Origin of the sequence: Blautia sp. OF03-15BH (assembly GCF_003463065.1) — a bacterium.
In the GTDB taxonomy this organism is placed as follows: domain Bacteria; phylum Bacillota; class Clostridia; order Lachnospirales; family Lachnospiraceae; genus Limivivens.
In genome coordinates this window covers 86,653-105,826 of the sequence record NZ_QSCM01000008.1, presented here as the reverse complement: position 1 = coordinate 105,826, position 19,174 = coordinate 86,653, and the positions used below count along the sequence as shown (strand labels likewise).

The 19,174-nt window shown below is 45.3% G+C and carries 16 protein-coding genes; 1 reads left to right on the top strand and 15 read right to left on the bottom strand.

Annotation, left to right across the window (positions count from 1 at the left end; all coding sequences use genetic code 11):
- Positions 1-2: 2 nt before the first annotated feature.
- The 7 genes from DXA57_RS10250 to DXA57_RS10220 all read right to left on the bottom strand — a co-directional run bounded on the left by DXA57_RS10250 (position 3) and on the right by DXA57_RS10220 (position 8,240).
- Positions 3-1,298, bottom strand: a complete 1,296-nt coding sequence (locus tag DXA57_RS10250) for a four-carbon acid sugar kinase family protein (protein WP_117767227.1) — start codon at positions 1,296-1,298, stop codon at positions 3-5.
- A 13-nt stretch (positions 1,299-1,311) separates the two neighbouring features.
- A complete protein-coding gene (gene pdxA / locus DXA57_RS10245; protein WP_117767225.1) occupies positions 1,312-2,370 on the bottom strand; it encodes a 4-hydroxythreonine-4-phosphate dehydrogenase PdxA in 1,059 nt (352 codons plus the stop codon).
- A 12-nt stretch (positions 2,371-2,382) separates the two neighbouring features.
- On the bottom strand, positions 2,383-3,537 hold the full coding sequence (locus DXA57_RS10240; RefSeq protein WP_117767223.1) for an iron-containing alcohol dehydrogenase: 1,155 nt from the start codon (positions 3,535-3,537) through the stop codon (positions 2,383-2,385).
- 18 nt (positions 3,538-3,555) lie between these two features.
- Positions 3,556-4,722 (bottom strand): sialidase family protein, encoded by a 1,167-nt coding sequence (locus DXA57_RS10235; RefSeq protein ID WP_117767221.1) that lies wholly within the window; start codon positions 4,720-4,722, stop codon positions 3,556-3,558.
- Positions 4,723-4,738: 16 nt separating this feature from the next.
- Complete coding sequence (locus DXA57_RS10230) at positions 4,739-5,617, bottom strand: carbohydrate ABC transporter permease (protein ID WP_117767219.1); 879 nt, start codon at positions 5,615-5,617, stop codon at positions 4,739-4,741.
- Positions 5,618-5,628: 11 nt separating this feature from the next.
- Entirely contained in the window at positions 5,629-6,597 is a 969-nt protein-coding gene (locus DXA57_RS10225; protein ID WP_117767217.1) for an ABC transporter permease, read from the bottom strand.
- An 80-nt stretch (positions 6,598-6,677) separates the two neighbouring features.
- On the bottom strand, positions 6,678-8,240 hold the full coding sequence (locus DXA57_RS10220; RefSeq protein WP_117767215.1) for a hypothetical protein: 1,563 nt from the start codon (positions 8,238-8,240) through the stop codon (positions 6,678-6,680).
- A gap of 230 nt (positions 8,241-8,470) precedes the next feature.
- Between DXA57_RS10220 and DXA57_RS10215 the strand changes: the two genes are divergently transcribed.
- Complete coding sequence (locus DXA57_RS10215; protein ID WP_117767213.1) at positions 8,471-10,243, top strand: sigma-54-dependent Fis family transcriptional regulator; 1,773 nt, start codon at positions 8,471-8,473, stop codon at positions 10,241-10,243.
- A gap of 48 nt (positions 10,244-10,291) precedes the next feature.
- On the opposite strand, the gene DXA57_RS10210 is transcribed toward DXA57_RS10215, so the two are convergent.
- The 8 genes from DXA57_RS10210 to DXA57_RS10175 all read right to left on the bottom strand — a co-directional run bounded on the left by DXA57_RS10210 (position 10,292) and on the right by DXA57_RS10175 (position 19,157).
- Positions 10,292-11,074 (bottom strand): TrmH family RNA methyltransferase, encoded by a 783-nt coding sequence (locus DXA57_RS10210; protein ID WP_117767211.1) that lies wholly within the window; start codon positions 11,072-11,074, stop codon positions 10,292-10,294.
- Positions 11,071-12,045 carry a 6-phosphofructokinase gene (pfkA, locus tag DXA57_RS10205; protein ID WP_117767208.1) on the bottom strand — a complete coding sequence of 325 codons (975 nt, stop codon included), beginning with the start codon at positions 12,043-12,045 and terminating at the stop codon, positions 11,071-11,073. The genes DXA57_RS10210 and pfkA overlap by 4 nt, the downstream gene beginning before the upstream one ends.
- Positions 12,046-12,113: 68 nt before the next feature.
- On the bottom strand, positions 12,114-15,596 hold the full coding sequence (locus DXA57_RS10200; protein WP_117767206.1) for a DNA polymerase III subunit alpha: 3,483 nt from the start codon (positions 15,594-15,596) through the stop codon (positions 12,114-12,116).
- Positions 15,597-15,613: 17 nt separating this feature from the next.
- Entirely contained in the window at positions 15,614-16,522 is a 909-nt protein-coding gene (locus DXA57_RS10195; protein WP_117767204.1) for a CPBP family intramembrane glutamic endopeptidase, read from the bottom strand.
- A complete protein-coding gene (locus DXA57_RS10190) occupies positions 16,515-17,111 on the bottom strand; it encodes a class I SAM-dependent methyltransferase (RefSeq protein ID WP_117767202.1) in 597 nt (198 codons plus the stop codon). The genes DXA57_RS10195 and DXA57_RS10190 overlap by 8 nt, the downstream gene beginning before the upstream one ends.
- A gap of 82 nt (positions 17,112-17,193) precedes the next feature.
- Positions 17,194-17,427, bottom strand: a complete 234-nt coding sequence (locus DXA57_RS10185) for a polya polymerase (RefSeq protein ID WP_117767200.1) — start codon at positions 17,425-17,427, stop codon at positions 17,194-17,196.
- Positions 17,428-17,549: 122 nt separating this feature from the next.
- Positions 17,550-18,383, bottom strand: coding sequence for a CvfB family protein (locus DXA57_RS10180; RefSeq protein WP_117767198.1), 834 nt, complete (start codon positions 18,381-18,383; stop codon positions 17,550-17,552).
- A 21-nt stretch (positions 18,384-18,404) separates the two neighbouring features.
- Entirely contained in the window at positions 18,405-19,157 is a 753-nt protein-coding gene (locus DXA57_RS10175) for an acyl-[acyl-carrier-protein] thioesterase (RefSeq protein WP_117767196.1), read from the bottom strand.
- Positions 19,158-19,174 lie beyond the last annotated feature (17 nt).

Below are 19,174 nucleotides of genomic sequence, written 5' to 3'. Positions count from 1 at the left end.
TTCTATTCTCCTGTCTTTTCATCCTTCAGCCATTTCTTCGGCTTTTTCAATACCTGTTTTGCAATCTCCACAAGGGTTGCTTCCTCGCCAAATCCCCCTGACTTTGAAATCACCTGCAGTTGTTTTCCATTCCAGTCCAGTTTCGACAATACAACGCCTTTTTCCAGTTCGCCCACTGGAGAAATCTGGTTTATACCAATCTCCTCCATAAATCCCATAAGCGTATCACCGCCGGTCATCAGTACCGTCATATTCACTTTATGTTTCCATAAATAATGAACAATCTTTCCATGACTTGCGCAGACGGAAAAACGGATCTGATTTTTATCCATTCCTCTGCGTTTTGCATAATCCATTGTATTTTCCTGCCCGTCAATATCAAAAGAATCGACTTCCACGCATTGTTCCTTTTTACAGGTATCTGCCAGTCTGTCCAGAAATTCCTTCCCTTCTGTTGTCTTATAATATTCAGGGCAAAGTTTCTGAACCGGAGAGAGGGTGCTTCGGTAGAATCCTTTTTTCTGTGCATATAAAATCTGCTCTTTCGTAATAGAGTTCAGGCTCCCACAGGATACAAAAAGGCAATCCGTTTTATCTAACTTATCATGATGACTTCCTGTAAGTCCCAGCACTTCTGGAAGAAAGGACGCAAATCCAGCGCAGCCCGCCAAAAATGTCAGACAATGTTTTTCCTGCAGCTCGCGAACTCTTTTTCGGATATCTTCATCCGTAACTGCATCGAAAACCAGAATCTCTTTTTCTTCCTTCCTGCCATCTGGAATCTCTTTTTCTGTAGAAATCAGGCGAACTTTTTTATCTGTCTGCCTTCTCAGTATTTCCGGAATAAAGGAGCATCTCATGGGATCAAAGGGATCCTCCCCAAAACTGCTTTCTTCCAATTTTACCCCGTCTATATACTGGATTCCGCTCTGAGTCGTCCGATAAAGCGCCGGAAACGCCGGGATGAAAAACAGTTGGTTCACTTCTGCTCCGTCCAGAACTGCGGCTAACTCGCTTCCTACATTTCCGCGAAGTGCGGAGTCTGTCTTTTTATATATTGTTTTTACTCCTGCTTCCAGCGCCTGACGAACCAATGTCAGAACTGTAGTGTACGCTTCTTTGGAAGTCATTCGTCTGGTCTCTGCATCTACTACAAGCACTTCCGCTGACACGCTGACAGTTGCTTCCGTCACAGACTTTCCTGTAAAAACCAGCGTCTCAATTCCTTTATTTACAAACTGTACAGCGGTATCCAACGCTCCTGTAAAATCATCCGCGATTATCAACAACTTCACCATAGGCTGCCTCCGCTTATTTCTCGCTTCTTTTCATCTTTGTTTTTGCCATTGTGACTGCATAATCAATCGCATTTACAAGACTCAGCTCATTGGATTCTCCCGTACCCGCCAGATCAAATCCTGTACCGTGATCCACAGAAGTTCTTATGATCGGAATTCCAAGTGTAATATTCACTCCGGCCACAGCTTCCCAGTGCTGTTCTTTCTGATTATAAACAAACCCTTTTACTTTCAGAGGAATATGTCCCTGATCATGATACATTGCCACAACAATATCATACCAGCCGCCCAGAGCTTTGGAAAAGATCGTATCCGGCGGAGTCGGCTTTTTTTCCGGAATACAGATTCCTTCCGCCATAGCCGCATCAATGGCCGGCTGAATTTCATCAATCTCTTCTCTTCCAAAAAGTCCGTTTTCTCCGCAATGCGGATTCAGGCCTGCTACTCCGATCTTCGGATTCTCAATTCCAAGACTCTTACAGCCTTCCGCTGCAATCCGGATAACCTCCAGAACCCGTTCCTTTTTTACCCGGTCACATGCCTCCCGAAGAGATACATGAGTCGATACATGAACCACTCTCAGATTTTCATGAGCTAGCATCATAGTATATTTGGGTGTGTTGGTATAATGTGCATAAATCTCCGTATGACCCGAAAAATGATGTCCGGCCAGATTCATAGCCTCCTTATTCAAAGCATTTGTTACTGTGGCATCCACTTCTCCAGCCATAGCTAACTCGATCACTTTTTTTACATACTGAAAGGCTGCATCTCCACACATAGAAGAAATCTTGCCAAATTCATGTTTACTCATATCCAGAAGTTTCAGATCAAACACATCAATGGTCCCGTACTGAAACAAAGCTTCTTCCACTGTCTTTACCGGATGGATCTGAATCTTTCCTTCATATCCTGTGATCTTTACTGCCTTTTCCAAGCAGGCGGCATCCCCGACAATAAGCGGAGAACATTTTTCATAAGTCTCTTTTTTTGCCAGTGCTTTAACAGAGAGTTCCGGTCCGTTTCCTGCCGGATCTCCCATCGTAATTCCTAAAATCGGCCTTTTATTCATTTTTCACCTCCGTCACAACACTTTTTTATAAATTTCCCGAATATCGTCTTTACTCAGTTCCCGTTTGTTATTCACCAAAAGCCGTGTCTGCTGACTGCCTGCCTCCACCAGAAAATCAAGATCTTCTGCTGTAATTCCAAACTGACTTAAATCCGTGGGAATATTGGTGGTCTTCACAATCTCTGCGATCTTCTGAATGATATAACAGGATTTTTCTCCCACACTTTTTCCGGAAAGTTCCGGATATACCTCATCACACAGTTCTGCCAGTTCTGTCTCACAGGCACTCCTGTTAAAGTCCATCACATGTGCAAACAGGATTGCATTAGAAACACCATGGGGAATATGATACTTTCCGCCAAGAGGATAGGATAACGCATGTACTGCGGTTGTTCCACTTCCGGTGATTGCAATTCCGCCATAATAAGCGCCAAGAAGCATTTTGTTTTTTGCTTCCATATCATCCGGATTTTCATAGGCAGCCTGAATGTTTCGGAAGATCAGTTTTGCCCCTGCAAGAGCATAGGTATCGCTGAGAGGAGTTGCCTTTTTGGAAGTATAACACTCTACTACATGAGCCAGCGCATCAACCCCTGTAGCTGCTACAATGGATTTTGGCAGTTTTCGGATCATCTGGCTGTCCAGGATCACATAATCCGGAATCATACTGTCATTTACAATTCCTTTTTTGGACTGTTCCTCCGGAATTGCCACGATTGCATTACAGGTAGCTTCCGCACCGGTACCGCAGGTAGTCGGTATCATTACTGTTTTTATTCTTTTTCTTGCCTGTGACGGATCCTTTAACAGATCACGCAGCGTATAATCTGCTCCTTTTAACACAGAAAACAGTTTTGCGGCATCCATCACACTTCCTCCGCCAATGGCAAAGATCAGATCACATGCAAATGCGGAAGACTCCTCTACTGCTTTTTCCACGTCCGTATATGCAGGCTCTGCTTTCAGATCATCTGTTACATGATAAACGATACCCAGTTTGTCCAGTTCTTCCGTCAGGCAATCCAGAATTCCTGCATTCTTTATTCCCTGATCCGTAAATACCAACGCTGTTTTTGCCTGCTCTTTTTCTACGATATCTTTTACCTTTTCAATACTTCCTTCTCCTGCAAAAGTACAGGCAGGAATTTTCACCTGATATACTGCCATTTTTTCTGCCTCCCTGATTTATCTCTGACATGGCATGGAAGGATCACCCTCCGCGCCTTCCAATTTCTTCTCTCCGCGGATCCATTTTTCATCCACACAAACATATTTTACACAGCTTCTGTCTCCGAAGCTGTAGGCTGCATGGATTCTGCCGTCTTTTCCCTGCATCATGACCGGATATTCATAACGTCTGTTATTGATATCGTTATAAATGCCGGTAAACCCTTCTCCCATTTCAATCGTCCGTTTATACGGCCATGTTTTTCCATTATCATCCGAGATTGCAAATGTCACCGGACATCTCTGATGCGGCCATACCGTCTTTGTCACATCATCATTAAAGCGTAACTCATTATAGATCAGAGCCAGTGCACCGCTTTGAAGGCGGATTGCAGAAATCGAAGAATTATTATTTGGAAGACTGGTCCGTTCCGGTTTTGTCCAGGTATCTCCATAATCATCACTATACGCAATATAAATATTATCAGCAAAACGGCTTCTGAAAAGTGCAGTGATATGTCCCGGCTCCATTTCGATCAGATTGGCATGTACACGACCTGCACTTTCCGGTACTTCCACTTCTCTCCAGGTTTTTCCTTTATCATCTGAAATCTGAACTACAGTGATATCACTGCCGTTTCTCGTTTCATCCGGAAAACAGATCCAGTTTCCGAAAACCCATCTGCCGTTAGAAAGAACCTGTATTTTCTGACGGCAGAAAGAACCTGCCCGTGAAAACATGGTTTCTGTCGGTCCCCAGGTATAACCGTTATCCTTAGATATTTTTCTCCGGATCTCCGCTGTATACTGTAAGTTAAAATGCGGATTGTGCTCCGGTGCTCTGGAAACCTGAGCCGTATACATCAGCCACACATCGCCATCCGGCGTCAAAAATAACGATGGATTCTGCTCGGATCTTGTCGGGTCATCGGATACGATTTTTTCATCCTCCCACTGACTTTCTCCATTTTTCAGCCGAGAGACTGCAATACTGATATCTGCGTTTCCTTCATCGCTTCCTGCAAACCAGCAGGCCAGCAGGTCTCCGTTTGGAAGTTCCAGAAGATCCGCTGCATGAACACTTGCAAAGTGATTCGGGATCAGTGCCTCCACACTGTCCAGAAGATTGTTATGATACAGCTTTCCATCTCTTGTCAAAGTCGGCAGCTCAATATAATTTCCCATAGATACTCCTTTCCGGTCAGCCTTTGACTGCACCTATCATGATACCTTTCTTAAAGTATTTCTGTACAAACGGATACACCAGTATGATCGGCAGCATGGCAATAAAGATGGCTGCCGCTTTCAGGTTCTGCTGATTCAGGGTGATTCCGTTTACGATCACATTTTTAAAAGCGGTGCTTGCACCGGCATCGGTAATAACAACCTCTTTCAGTACCTGTTGGATAACCTTGTAGTTATCGGATTTCAGATAGATCTGAGGAATCAGATACTGATTCCAGATTGAAACCGCATAGAAAGTACCGATCGTAGCGATAATTGTTTTCGAAAGCGGGAAGAAAATCCTGGTGAGGACAGTCCAGTCATTGGCTCCGTCTACAAAGGCCGCTTCCTCCAGCTCTTTCGGAAATCCCTCAATGAAGGTTTTGGTGATGATCAGAAACTGTGTATTAATTGCACCCGGAACGATCATTACCCATGGATTGTCCACAAAGCCAAGTTTACTGTAGATAATATACTGTGGAATGATACCTGCATCAAAAACCCAGGTCACAATAAAGGCACCCATCAGGAAATATCTTCCTTTTACCCTCTCTCTGGATAAAGCAAAGGCCGTGATGTAAGTAATAAAGATAGAAAGTGCGGTTCCTGCCACAGTATAAATAAAGGAATTGCGCAGTCCACTCCATACATGGAATTTACTGCTTCCCATGATATATTTAAAAGCTTCCAGATTAAATCCCTTTGGCAGAAAGCTTACTTCTCCTCTCTGTAAAAACGCACCGTCACTACAGGCAGTAAAAAGCACATACAGGAACGGATACACACAGACAAAAGCAACCAGAAGAAGAATGGTATTATTCACAATATCAAATGTTTTTCTTTTCTTACGCATCATTCTCTTCCTCCTTAAAACAGACGTGTTTCTGCAAATTTGTCTGCCAGTTTATTCACTGCTGTTACCAGCGCAAAGGCAATGACAGATTTCAGCAGGTTTACTGCCGTACCATAACTGTAATCCGGGAAACCTTTTGATTCAAATGCAATTCGGTATACATACGTCTGGATTACATCTGCGGTATCATAGACACTCGGATTATACATCAGCAGGATCCTGTCCAGATTTACTGTGAATATATTTCCTACGCTGATGATCAGCATTACAATAATAGATGTGGAAATACACGGTAAGGTGATACGGAAAATTTTATCCCAACGGTTTGCTCCGTCCACTTCAGCTGCCTCATACAGTTCCTGGTCAATATTGTTGATTGCTGCGATATAAATGATTGCTGAATACCCCAATGTCTGCCACACTTCAAGTAATACGTATTCCGGTCGAAACCAGCCCGGTTTCGCCATAAAGTTTACCGATTTTCCACCAAACCACCGAATGATATTGTTAACAAGTCCGGAGCTCGGAGAAAGCAGCGTGTAAAGAATACTTACCATAACTGCTGCAGAGATAAAATACGGCAGAAAGCTCAAAGACTGTACGGTGCTTTTAATCCATTTCTGTTTGACTTCATTTAAAAACAGTGAAAAAATGATGGGAATCGGGAATACAACAACAATGGAGAGAACTGCCAGTATGATGGTATTTCCTACTACCTTAGGGATGTATGGATCTTTAAAAATACGTGCAAAATTATCCAGGCCCACCCATTTACTGTGGAACACACCCTGAAAGGCACTGAATTTTTCAAATGCGATCACCATGCCGCCTACCGGCCCGATCTTGAATAAAATCAGGCTTAAGATTCCCGGAAGCAGAAGCAGATATAAAATCCAGTTCCGCTTTAAGTCTTTTTTTATCCGTTGTGGGAGACTTTTCTTATTGGCCGCACTGACGACTGCAGCTTTTCTTTTTCCCGCCATGTTTTTTCCTCCTGTATTTCTGACTCTTCTGTTGAAAAAGCGAGGTGGGCGTCCGCCCAGCCCCGCCTTTTCAGTTTTGATTACTCGCCGTATGTATTGTTGTATGCTTCAAACTGAAGCTCCTCAATTCTGGAAAGTCCCATGCCGTTCATCTCATCCTGGAAAGCACTCCAGTTATCTGCATTCAGTTCTTTGCTTCCGGTTACAAAAGAAGTCATACCAGCTACCTCTGCATCAAATACAGTTGCTACCAGGTTTGCCAGCTCTTCCGACTCTTCTGCCGTATAGGTCAGGTTCAGTCCGGTACGGATGTGATCTTCCGTCATGTAGTTTGCACAAGCGTCTGCGATCAGCGGAGCGTTCCATGCAAAGAATGCGGTGTTATCAACAGGTTTGCATACGGTAAAACGGTCACTTAAGAAGGACCATTTTTTCTCACCTTCCGGTTTAGACTCTTCTGTAGTGTAATCTGCAATAAATTTCTTGGTTCCGTCTGCTTCTACCTCATAGCTTTCACCTTCTACACCATAATTGGCAAGAGCAATTCCTTCTTCGCTGTAGAAATAATCAATGAAGGTCAGAATTGTTTTAATCTTCTCTTCGCCACAATTTGCGTTTACGGCAGTTACACACTCTTCGTTATATTTGCAGGCACCTGCACCAACAATGACATTTCCATCTGCATCCTTGAAGTTGTCCAGAACAGCCATCTGATAATCCGGATCAGCCTCCGGGCCACCGTTCTCCATGAACCACTCTGCACGGTTGTAATAGTCATAGAAGAAGGTTCCGTTTCCGTTGATCATATCGGCTTCCCAGTCACCTTCGGTGAAAGTTCCCTCTGCAAACTGCGGCTGAATCAGTCCTTCATCATACCAAGTCTTCATAGTCTCTACCATGGTGTATGCATTATCACTCATGATGTCAAAGGAATAGTCTTTGAAATGTGACATATAAATGCCATGACTTGCCTCGGCAGAAACATCACTCAGACACTGAAACCATGCAGCAAAACGGAACACGCCCTCACGTCCGGTCAACGGATAGTAGTTTGGGTTATCTTTTCCATAATAATCTTTCAGAGTTCTCAGAGCCTCTGTGAAGTCCTCGACAGTCTGGATGGAAGCCGGATCAATACCTGCTTTTTCCAGATGATCGGCACGATAACCAAGAAAATCCTGAAAAATCGGAGATTCTTTTACCAAACCATAGATTGCGCCATTCTCGTCGCTTACCAGTGCTTTATAATCCGGGTTCTCATCAATGTATTTCTGAAGATTCGGCGCATATTTCTCAATATAAGGAGCCAGATCTGCAAAAGCACCCTGAGGACCGTATACATTGGTCTGTGACAGTTTCGTCATGGTCGCATCCGGTAAGGTTCCGGAAATGATTCTCTGGTCAACTTCTGCATAAACATCGCTGAACTCATCCGGACCTTCCACATACTCCACATGGATTCCGGTAGCTTCTTCTGCTGCATCATACCATTTCAGTTCCTTGATCCAGTTTACATAGGTATTTCTCATAAACATGGTATAAGTATTATCGCCTGCTGCCTCATCAGCAGATACAGTAGTTCCTGCCACCATGGTTCCCAGCATAGCGGCTGCGAGAAGTGTTGAAATTAATTTCTTCTTCATTTTTTCCTCCTTGTTTGTTTCATTTTGAAATGTTTATTGAGTTCCTTTTTCGTTTTTTTACATCTCGTTTCATTTGATATGTATATATTACCACTTTTTCCTCGTTTATCAAGTCTTTTTTAGTCATTTTTTGCCATCTTGTGTTTCTATTTGAAACATTTAATGTTTTTATTTGAAACATCACCGTTTTTCTGCTATAATCATTTCAAAATGATACATTGAGGTGGGTTATGAAAAAAATACGAATTCTGGGAATTGCTCCCTATGAAGCCATCAAACATCTGATGCAGCAGGCTGCAGCCAAAAGAAATAATATTGAATTAGAAGTGTTTATCGGTGATATGGAAGCCGGAGGCAATATCGTGTCACGACTTCCGGAACAAAATTTTGACGTCATCATTTCCCGTGGCGGAACTGCGGAACTTATCCGTTCTCTGACTCCACTGCCAGTTGTGGATATTCCGCTTTCTGTCTATGATATTTTCCGCTCCATTAAACTGGCTGAAAACTATACCAGCAAATATGCACTTATCGGATTTCCAAACATCACGCGAAATGCACATTTTCTCTGCGACATGATGCAGTATAACATAGATATTTATACCATTCATAATGAACAGGAAGCTGAAACCAGTTTAAAAAAGCTACAACAGGAAGGCTGCAATATGATCTTATGCGATATGATCACAAACTCTCTGGCTCAGAAATACGGTCTCACTTCTATTCTGATCGCTTCCGGAACGGAAAGTATTGAATCCGCCTTTGACCAGGCTATTCAGGTTGTTCAGTCTCATCATCAGCTTCAGACGGAACTTTCTTTCTCACACATGATCCTTGAAAAACATCCCTGGCCTGTGGTCGTTTTTGATGAGAATGAAAAAATCATTTTTTTCACAAAACTCTCTGAATTGTCGGAAGCTGTCACCCGTACATTGAAATCAAACCTTCACGCTGTTTTGGAACAGGGTGAAAAAAAGATTTATCAGGAATTTTCCGGTCTTCTTTATGTCTTTCATGGTTTCTGCCAAAGATTTGAGAATGCAACCTATGTCATCTACTATATCAATCATCGGAAAGTTCCTCTTGCACTGACTAAAAACGGAATTTCTTACATTAACAAAGAGGAAGCTTTTGACGTTTTTCATAACAGTTTTTATGGCATTACTCATTCTGCTACTCCTCAGGGCATGTCTATTGAACAATATGCAGAAAGCAGCGCTCCTCTTGTTATTGTCGGTGAACCAGGCACAGGAAAAGAATCTCTTGCACGGCTGATCTATGCAAAAAGTAAACTTAGAAACAGACCTTTGGCGATTATTGACTGTGCAAGAATGGGTGAAAAAGGCTGGAATTTTCTTACCAGCCACAACTCTTCTCCACTTTCAGATACGAATACTACCATCTATCTTCAAAATGTCAGTGCACTCACAGACCAGCAATTTATGGAACTTCTCAACATTATTGTAGACCTTAATCTTACTCATAAAAACCGCATTCTTATCACGTTCCGTTATGATCAGAACGGAAACATGACCGAACGTTGTCAAAAAACCTTAAACATGCTGACTTGCCTTCTTCTGGAAATTGCTCCCATGCGCACGCATCTTTCCGATATTCCAAATCTGGTCAGCCTCTATATCAGCAACCTGAACATCAAACTGGCCAAAGAAGTGATCGGTATTGAAGCAGAAGGTATTACTCAGATGCAGTCCTACAAATGGCCCGGCAATTACGATCAGTTGGAACGGATTATGAATGAGCTGGTAGCCGCCGCTGACGGTCCCTATATCCACGCTTCTGAGGTCAGTCGTCTGCTGAAAAGAGAGCTGCCACGGGCAGCTGCTTCCTCTTCTTTTGATATTCATCGGACATTGGAGCAGATCAATTATGATATCGCCTGCCAGATTCTGGCAGAATGCGGTGGAAACCAAAGCATTGCTGCAAAAAAGCTGGGCATCAGCCGAACTACTTTATGGCGGATGCTGCAAAAAGGAGAATTATAAAAAACACGCGGAAGACTCTCTCAAACAAGTCTTCCGCGTGTTTTCATTTTATTTTCCGTTTTTCCGTCGTTGTCTCTGCGTTTCATACATCAGCACTGCTGACGCAACTGCTGCATTCAGGGACTCCAATTGTCCGTACATGGGGATGCGGATGTAGGTATCTGCAAGGTCTGCCAGCTGATCGGTGAGACCGTTTCCTTCGTTTCCGATCAGGAACGCCGTGCCTTTGGTATAATCCTGCTCATCGTAGGATCCGGTGCCTTTCAGATGAGCCGCATAGGTACAGATGCCTTTGTTTTTTAATTCCCGGACGGTCTCACAGATATCCTCCACATAAAGGAATGGAACCCGATAAACAGAACCCATGGTGCTCCGAATGGTCTTGGGATTGAAGATATCCACTGTGTCCCGGCTCATGAGGATGCCTGTAACACCTGCCCCCTCTGCCGTACGAAGGATCGTTCCCAGATTTCCGGGATCCTGAATGTTCTCCAGTACCATGAAAAAAGGAGCGGACGCATCCAAAAGTGTTTCCAGACTGTTGGACGGCTGTTTCACCACTGCCAGGATCCCCTGCGGGGTCATGGTGTCTGACATGGTCTTAAACACCCGGTCCTCCACGATCTCATACTCCCGGCCTTTTAAAACAGAAGCTTCTTCTTTCTTCAGAAATTCCTGCGAAACATACGTCTTTATGATCCAGTCCGCCGGAGCTTCCCGGAACATCCGGACTCCTTCCACTACAAAAACACCCTGTTCTTTACGAACCTTGGACTTTTTCTGCAGCTGAAGAAGATTTTTTATCTGCTGATTCGAGGTGCTGGTGATCATACGGACAGCGCCTTGGCAACTCTCAGCCAATACTCCGGCAGGTTTTTCTGCATTGCCAGTGCTTCATCAATATCATAATCTACGAATTCGCCGCCCTTATAACCAACAACACGTTTTGTCTTGCCGTCAGCCAGAAGATCTACCGCATAAGCGCCCATCATGGATGCATAGACACGGTCTTTACATGTGGGGCTTCCGCCTCGCTGCATGTGACCAAGGATCGTCGCTCTTGTCTCAACGCCTGTGGCTGCCTCGATCCGGCGTGCCATGCTGGTAGAATGACCGATACCTTCGGCATTGATGATGATGTGATGTTTCTTTCCGTGTTTCCGGTTATTGATGATGTTATTGATCAGCTTCTGCTCATCATAATCGTATTTTTCCGGAAGAAGAATATCCTCCGCGCCATTGGCAATACCGCACCAGAGAGCAATATAACCGGCATTTCTTCCCATTACCTCGATGATACTGCAACGCTCATGGGAAGTAGAGGTATCACGAACCTTATCGATGGCTTCCATCGCGGTGTTGACTGCGGTGTCGAAACCGATGGTATAATCGGTACAGGCAATATCCAGGTCAATGGTACCCGGAACTCCAATGGTATTGACTCCGAGAGCAGCCAGCTTCTGCGCTCCTGCGAAGGAACCGTCACCACCGATCACCACCAGACCTTCGATGCCATGCTCACGGCAGACCTTTGCCGCCTGCTCCTGTCCTTCCGGTGTACGCATCTCTGCACAACGCGCAGTATAAAGCATGGTACCACCACGGGAAATAGTATCAGACACATCTCTTGCAGTAAGATCTGTAATCTCGCCGTTGATCAGGCCATTGTATCCTTTATAAACACCCTTTACCTTCAGACCTTTTGCAATACCGCTGCGGACAACCGCCCGGATGGCAGCATTCATGCCCGGTGCATCGCCGCCGCTTGTAAGAACTCCGATTGTTTTAATCGCGTTTGCCATGATTTTACCCTCCAGAAATTATTGGTATTTTCTATTCTTTATCATTTTTTGTTTATCCACGATTAAGTTTAATTCATTTTTCCCAGTTTTTCAATAGACTTTTCCACAACTTTCACATTCTCTTTGCCAAAATTTTCTTCTATTTTCCGGCAAAGTGCCTCCGTTACCAGAATGTCCCAGCTTCCTGCCAGTCTTTTGACCGCTTTCGGTGACCGGATATAGATCACTACATGGTCTTTTCCATCCGAGGTCCGTAAAATATCGTAGAGTTCCCTTTCTCTGGCTTTGAAATCCTCCATTGTTGCAAACTGGATCCAGAGTTCTTTCGGCACTTCCTCAAAGCCCCAGACCCGTTCACAGACCAGCTTGCTTGGCTTATCATCTTCTGCATTGACACGGCCTTTGATAAAGACTTTTTTCTCTTCTTCCAGAAGATTTCTGTATTTCTCATAATCCTTTGGAAAAACAACAACCTCTACCGTTCCCACCAGGTCTTCCAGCGTCAGAAAAGCCATCGTTTTACCGTTTCTCGTATATTTAATGGTCTTCGCTATGATCATACCGCCAATGATCTGCCGTGATTCATCCTCCACCCGGCTCTTGTTGGTTTCTTCATTGAGCTGAAAATCACTGGTCAGGGCAGAAATGTTTTTCCGCCACATGGTCTCATATTTTTCCAGCGGATGACCGCTGATATAGATCCCCAGAACTTCTTTTTCAAAGGAAAGCATTTCCTCTTTGTCGTATTCACCTACATCCGGCAGGCGGACCTCAAACTCTTTTTTCTCTTCTTCTCCCATAAAATCAAAGAGACTCATCTGACCGGACAGACTGTTTTTCCGTTCCTGTGCCACCTGATCCATGAGAGAGACATAGATCATCATAAGCTGGCGCCTGGTCGCTCCAAGGCCATCCAGTGCCCCTGCCTTGATGAAGTTTTCAATGACGCGTTTATTCAGATCTTTTCCCGTCATCCGTTCCACGAAATCCTTGATGGACTGGAACGGACCGTTCTCCTGCCGTTCTTTTAAGAGTCCTTCGATAAAGGAACGGCCAATGCTTTTGATCGCGGAAAGACCATAGCGGATGCCGCCTTTTTCTACGGAAAAGCCCACTTCACCGGTGTTGACATCCGGCGGAAGGATTGGAATTTTCATCTGACGGCAGGTGTAAATATACTCGGAAACCTTTCCCGGGTTATCGATCACAGAGGTCATAAGGGCCGCCATAAATTCCATAGGGTAATAATACTTCAGCCAGGCCGTCTGATACGATACCACGGCATAAGCCGCCGCATGGGACTTGTTAAACGCATATTTGGCAAAATCGATCATATCATCATAGATCTTATTGGCGACCTTCTCCGGAATGCCGTTGGAGATACAGCCGGGCACGCCTTCTTCCTTATTTCCATAAACGAAATTCTGACGCTCTTTCTCCATGACGGCCGCTTTTTTCTTGGACATGGCGCGGCGCACCAGATCACTTCGTCCAAGTGTATATCCACCCAGAGAACGCACGATCTGCATTACCTGCTCCTGATAAACGATACATCCGTATGTAGGTTCCAGGATCGGCTGCAGCTGCGGGCAGTCGTAATGGATCTCTCCAGGATTGTTTTTTCCTTCAATATATTTGGGAATGAAATCCATGGGACCCGGCCGGTAAAGAGAGATGCCGGCGATGACATCTTCCAGGTTCTGCGGCTTCAGCTCCTTCATGAAGCTTTTCATTCCCGCACTTTCCAGCTGGAATACACCGTCCGTATGACCGGTTCCAAGAGAGGCCAGTACTTTTTTATCATCGTAGTCAATGGCATCCATATCGATGGCCACACCCGTCTCACGCTCGATTTCTTTCTGGGCGTTCTGGATCACCGTCAGTGTCCGAAGCCCCAGGAAATCCATTTTCAGAAGTCCCAGTTCTTCCAGCGTGGTCATGGTAAACTGCGTGATGATGGTTCCGTCGTTTGCCCTGGAAAGGGGGACGTATTCATCCACAGCCTTCTGACTGATAACCACACCTGCTGCGTGCATGGAGGTATGTCTCGGAAGACCCTCCAGCCTTTTTGCCATATCAATGAGGTTTTTCACCTCTTCATCGCTGTTATAAAGCTCCTGAAACTCGGAATTTCCTTTCAGCGCTTTATCAATGGTGATGTTCAGTTCATTCGGTACCATTTTGGCAATGGAATCCACTCTTGCATAGGGCAGATCCATGACACGGCCCACATCCCGGATCACGCCTCTGGCTGCCAGCGTACCGAAGGTAACGATCTGTACCACCTGGTCTTTTCCATATTTCCGTACGACATAATCGATCACTTCCTGTCTCCGTTCGAAGCAGAAATCCACATCGATATCCGGCATGGACACTCGTTCCGGATTCAGGAAACGTTCAAACAGCAGATTATAACGGATCGGATCCAGTTTTGTGATACCAAGAGAGTACGCCACCAGGCTTCCTGCAGCAGAACCACGGCCGGGTCCTACCATGATGTCATGATCACGGGCATAACGGATGAAATCCCACACAATGAGGAAGTAATCCACATATCCCATCGTCTTAATGACGGAAAGCTCATAATCCAGGCGTTCGGTAAGCTCCGGTGACGGATCTCCATAATGCTTCACCAGCCCCTCATGACAGAGTTTGTTCAGATATTCCCAGGAAGTATAGTCTTTCGGAACATCAAATTTCGGCAGCTTGGTCACGCCGAATTCGATCTCCACATGACAGCGCTGCGCGATCTTCCAGGTGTTTTCCAGGGCTTCTTTTGCATACGGAAAAAGTGCCTCCATCTCCTCTGCCGATTTTACATAATACTGTCCGCCCTCGTAGCGCATCCGGTCCTCATCCTGCAGTTTTTTTCCGGTCTGCAGACAAAGCAGGATATCATGTGCTGCCGCATCCTCTGCGTAGGTATAATGGACATCATTGGTCGCTACCAGGCCGATACCCAGCTCTTTGCTCATCCGTAGAAGCTGCGGATTGACCATTTTCTGCTCCGGGATCCCATGATCCTGAAGCTCCAGGAAGAAATTCCCTTTTCCAAAAACAGCCTCATACTTCTTCGCCGTCCTGCAGGCCTCTTCATACATGCCCCGCACCAGGTAACGCTGCACTTCTCCTGCCAGGCAGGCACTTAAGGCAATGATCCCCTCGTGATAACGGTTCAGAACGTCCATATCTACTCTTGGTTTGTAATAAAAACCTTCTACAAAGCCTTTCGAGACGATCTTCATCAGATTGCTGTAACCGGTGTTATTTTCTGCCAGAAGAACCAGATGATAATACCGGTCCTCGTCCTTACCGATTTCTCTGTCAAAACGAGAATTAGGTGCCACGTATACCTCACAGCCCAGGACGGGGTTGATCCCCGCCGCTTTGGCTGCCCGGTAAAAGTCAATGACACCATACATCACACCATGGTCTGTGATAGCCGCGCTGTCCATACCCAGCTCCTTGACCCTGGCAACATATTCTTTTATCTTATTCGAGCCGTCCAGGAGGCTGTACTCCGTATGGACGTGCAAATGTGAAAATTTCAAGCCTTACCTCCTCGTATTTATCTCATAAAATCTCTCCAGACCATAAAACCGACACAGAGGATCACGCCAAGGAGAAAAACAGGAGAAAGTTTTTTCTCACCTGGTTTTTTCCAGTTTTCCTCAAGATATGCCGTCCGCCCGGAATGTTTTACAATCCAGATATACACAGCTCCTGCAAGGCAGGTCGTGACTGCCGCCAGCACCGCATAAACACAGAATGTATTGACCATTACTTCTGCAGTGATGCTTTCTGCTGCCGCTGCCATGCTTTCCTGTCCGGTCAGCGGAAGGATCTGATCGGATAAAGCAGTAATGATAACGCTGAAGCCATTGATGAGAAAATGGGCTGCCATTCCGTAAAAGATGCTTCCTGTTCCTTCCAGAAGAAGAGCAAACGCAATGCCGATCACAAAAGCATAACCGAACTGATTAAAATTCAGATGAAAAAGCCCGAATACCAGCCCGCTCAGAAGCGCGGCAGAAAGAATGCCCTTTTCCCGGTAATAACCTTCAAACACTCCACGGAACATAAATTCTTCCGCCAGTGCCGGAACTACTGCAATGCAGAGAAGCTGCAAAGTCAGGGAAACCGAGGTAAGCTCATTTTGTGTCTCCAGCACATAGTTTGGCGAAAACAGCATGGTAAAGGCATTCAGACAAGTCACAAGCGGCTCCAGCAGGAGCACAAAAAGAACCGTCATCAGCAGAGTAGAGAGCCGTGGAGCCTTATGCGGGATCAGCTTTCCCGGAGAATCCCTTCCGACCAGAAGGCAAAGAAGCACTGGTATGAGATATACAATCTCCGATGAGATCAACCGTAATCCGACCGGAAGCTCTGCCGTGACCGTTCTTCCGAACAGATTGAAACAGATGATTCCGACCGTCATCAAAAGAAACAGTCCATTGGCTTTTTTACTCTTAGTCATCCTCTTCCCCGCCTTCTTTTTTCACAAGTACATTCAGCCACCGCGGCCGTCCTTCCCGGACATCATCACTCTGATAAATATCCAGAATTTCAAAATCACTTTCTGTCTGCAGCAGTTTTTTCATGGTTTTCTCCGTATAATCACAGAAAAAACGCCCATTCCGGTATTCTTCACTCTCTCCGTACTGGAAGGACATGTAGGCAACACCTCCAGGCTTCAGTGCATCGTAAACCTTTTTCAGAATACGAGGCATATCTTTTGAGGCCACATGAAGCAGCGAAGCGGAAGCCCAGATCCCATCAAAAACCTCCTGAAATTCCATCTCTTCAAAGGTCAGGCAGAGCACTTCAAGATCGGTGTAGATTTCTGCCAGGCTGCACATTTTCGGTGAGCCGTCCATCGGCGTCACATAGCAGCCTGCTTCCTCCAGACAGCGGCTGTCCCGTCCCGAGCCGCAGCCCAGGTCCAGAACCTCCGCATTTTCCGGAAGCCGTTCCAGAAAGTTCTGCAGATGCTCTGTCATATCAAGATCAATGGTTTCTTCAAAATACTGGCTCCCCTGCCGTTCATAATAGTCTATCGAGTCCACTCTTCTTCTCCTTAAACATATACTTTTATTTGGAAAAAAGCTGCCGCGAAAAGATCGGGGCAGCTTTCACATCCATACACAATCAGTTATCCATCATAAAACGTACCAGACGATCAATATCCTCTTTTTCATATGCAATGAGTTCCAGCTCCGGGATCTCACCATTTGAAAAAATATTTGCCATGGAAACGTACTGACACAGCTTTGATTTCAAATTCAGACGGTCGCCTTCTCCGGTTACCAGTTCCACACGACCAGTACACTGATCGATCACTTCAAAAAATTTACTGATGTCTCTGATATTTTCTACTTTCATCGAAAATCCTCCTTTGCTCAGTACTTTTACCGCTATGCGCCGGGCTTCTGAAGTCCCCGGCAGAACAGCCGTTTCTGAACCGTTCCGTTTATACTATAAAGCATTCAGAGAAAGAAAGCAATCTATTTCTTGATAATCTTTCCATCGGAAATCTCGATTTTTCGCTGCTTCAGAAGACGGCCGACCGCACGTTTAAACGCATTTTTGGTAAGTCCCAGTTCTTCTTTGATCAGCTCCGGATCCGCTTTATCCGTAAAGGGGAAGAAACCGCCTTTTTCATCCAGCTTTTGCAGAACTTCTTCCGCATCCCGGTTCATCTGCTCGGGGATCCGCTCTCTGGAACTCAGATCCAGTTTTCCGTCCGCCTTTACAGCAGTGACACGTAAGGGAAGCACTTCACCTACCTGATAATGTTCTGCCGCCTCTCTCTTCGGAATCAAACCGGAATAACAGTCATCCACAGCCACAAAAGCGCCGAAATTATTGCTGATTTCATAGATCCGTCCTGTCACATGATCTCCTTTTTCATAGGGAGATTCTTTTTTCAGATAATGGTAAACCTTCATCGTCGCACACAGACGGCTGCTCTTATCGATATAGAGCGCTACCAGGCATTCATCTCCCGGTTCTACCTTTCTGGTCTGCTCGCGGAAGGGTAAGAGAAGATCCTTCCGCAGTCCCCAGTCAAGAAAGGCTCCGATCTTTCCTGTCTCTGCCACTTTCAGAAGAGCAACCTCTCCAAGCTGGATCGCTGCTTCCTCTCTGGTCGCAATGAGACGGTCTTTGGAATCTTTATATAAGAAGACTTCCAATACATCTCCTGTTTTGGTTCCCTCCGGAACTTCTTTTTTCGGAAGGAGCACTTCCTCCCCTGCTCCTTCTCCTTCGCTTAAATATACCCCAAAATCCACAGTCTTGACTACTGTCAGGCTCTGTCTTTTTCCTAATTCTAACATACTACTCTCCTCTTATTTCTTTCATTCTGTTTTGGCACCGGTGTACTCCTGTACCCGTGTCTCTTTTGTTTTCGGCTGAAAAACCATCACGGCGTAGGGGCTTCCCCCTGCGTCTGTCAGTGCCACCGTCAGACGGCCATCCTCTCTGGCCACTCGGGGAACAATGACATCATGAAGCATCGCTGCCTTTTTGTACTCTGCCTGCATTTCTTCTATCACAAAGCCTTCCGGCAGATATTCCTCTGCCATTTTGATGTACCTGGCATTGTTTACGTGATGGTTGATATCCAGATGGTGCTTCGCCACCTGGAAGGATTCCTGTTCTTCCATTTCTTCGGGCACGCAGATCTTCCGGTCTGCATATTCCATTGGAAATTTTTCTTCTAATGGAAAGCTCGTTTTCTGTTCCTCATCCACCTTCACCGGTCTTCCTGTTTCCGTATCCAAATAAATCCAGATGGAATTGGCATAAACCAGACACTCCCCATCTTCTCCGGTCATGGTAAAATTTCGATAACCGAAAAATCCCTTGAATGCATAGGGCCAGGTACTGACAGTCACCTTTTCTCCAAGCTTTGGAAGACGTACCGGAACGATCTGCCAGGAGGATAGAAGCCAGGCACGCTTTTTTTCGTTAAGGCGGGCGATGCTCATACCTGCAGCTTCCGAGTGAAAGGTACTGCAGTCCTGGAAATAATCGATAACAGAACCAAGAGTAAGGTTCAAATGGGTGTCTACTTCGCTGAAGCGGATACGGCTGGTGAATGAATACATGATGTGGTTCCTCCTGT

Excerpts from the sequence above, each read along its gene's own strand:
- DXA57_RS10180 (WP_117767198.1), bottom strand. The coding sequence starts at position 18,383 with ATGTTAGAATTAGGAAAAAGACAGAGCCTGACAGTAGTCAAGACTGTG.
- DXA57_RS10175 (WP_117767196.1), bottom strand. The coding sequence starts at position 19,157 with ATGTATTCATTCACCAGCCGTATCCGCTTCAGCGAAGTAGACACCCAT.
- DXA57_RS10240 (WP_117767223.1), bottom strand. The coding sequence starts at position 3,537 with ATGGCAGTATATCAGGTGAAAATTCCTGCCTGTACTTTTGCAGGAGAA.
- DXA57_RS10230 (WP_117767219.1), bottom strand. The coding sequence starts at position 5,617 with ATGATGCGTAAGAAAAGAAAAACATTTGATATTGTGAATAATACCATT.
- DXA57_RS10225 (WP_117767217.1), bottom strand. The coding sequence starts at position 6,597 with ATGGCGGGAAAAAGAAAAGCTGCAGTCGTCAGTGCGGCCAATAAGAAA.
- DXA57_RS10250 (WP_117767227.1), bottom strand. The coding sequence starts at position 1,298 with ATGGTGAAGTTGTTGATAATCGCGGATGATTTTACAGGAGCGTTGGAT.
- pdxA (WP_117767225.1), bottom strand. The coding sequence starts at position 2,370 with ATGAATAAAAGGCCGATTTTAGGAATTACGATGGGAGATCCGGCAGGA.
- DXA57_RS10235 (WP_117767221.1), bottom strand. The coding sequence starts at position 4,722 with ATGGGAAATTATATTGAGCTGCCGACTTTGACAAGAGATGGAAAGCTG.
- DXA57_RS10210 (WP_117767211.1), bottom strand. The coding sequence starts at position 11,074 with ATGATCACCAGCACCTCGAATCAGCAGATAAAAAATCTTCTTCAGCTG.
- DXA57_RS10195 (WP_117767204.1), bottom strand. The coding sequence starts at position 16,522 with ATGACTAAGAGTAAAAAAGCCAATGGACTGTTTCTTTTGATGACGGTC.
- DXA57_RS10215 (WP_117767213.1), top strand. The coding sequence starts at position 8,471 with ATGAAAAAAATACGAATTCTGGGAATTGCTCCCTATGAAGCCATCAAA.
- DXA57_RS10185 (WP_117767200.1), bottom strand. The coding sequence starts at position 17,427 with ATGAAAGTAGAAAATATCAGAGACATCAGTAAATTTTTTGAAGTGATC.
- pfkA (WP_117767208.1), bottom strand. The coding sequence starts at position 12,045 with ATGGCAAACGCGATTAAAACAATCGGAGTTCTTACAAGCGGCGGCGAT.
- DXA57_RS10220 (WP_117767215.1), bottom strand. The coding sequence starts at position 8,240 with ATGAAGAAGAAATTAATTTCAACACTTCTCGCAGCCGCTATGCTGGGA.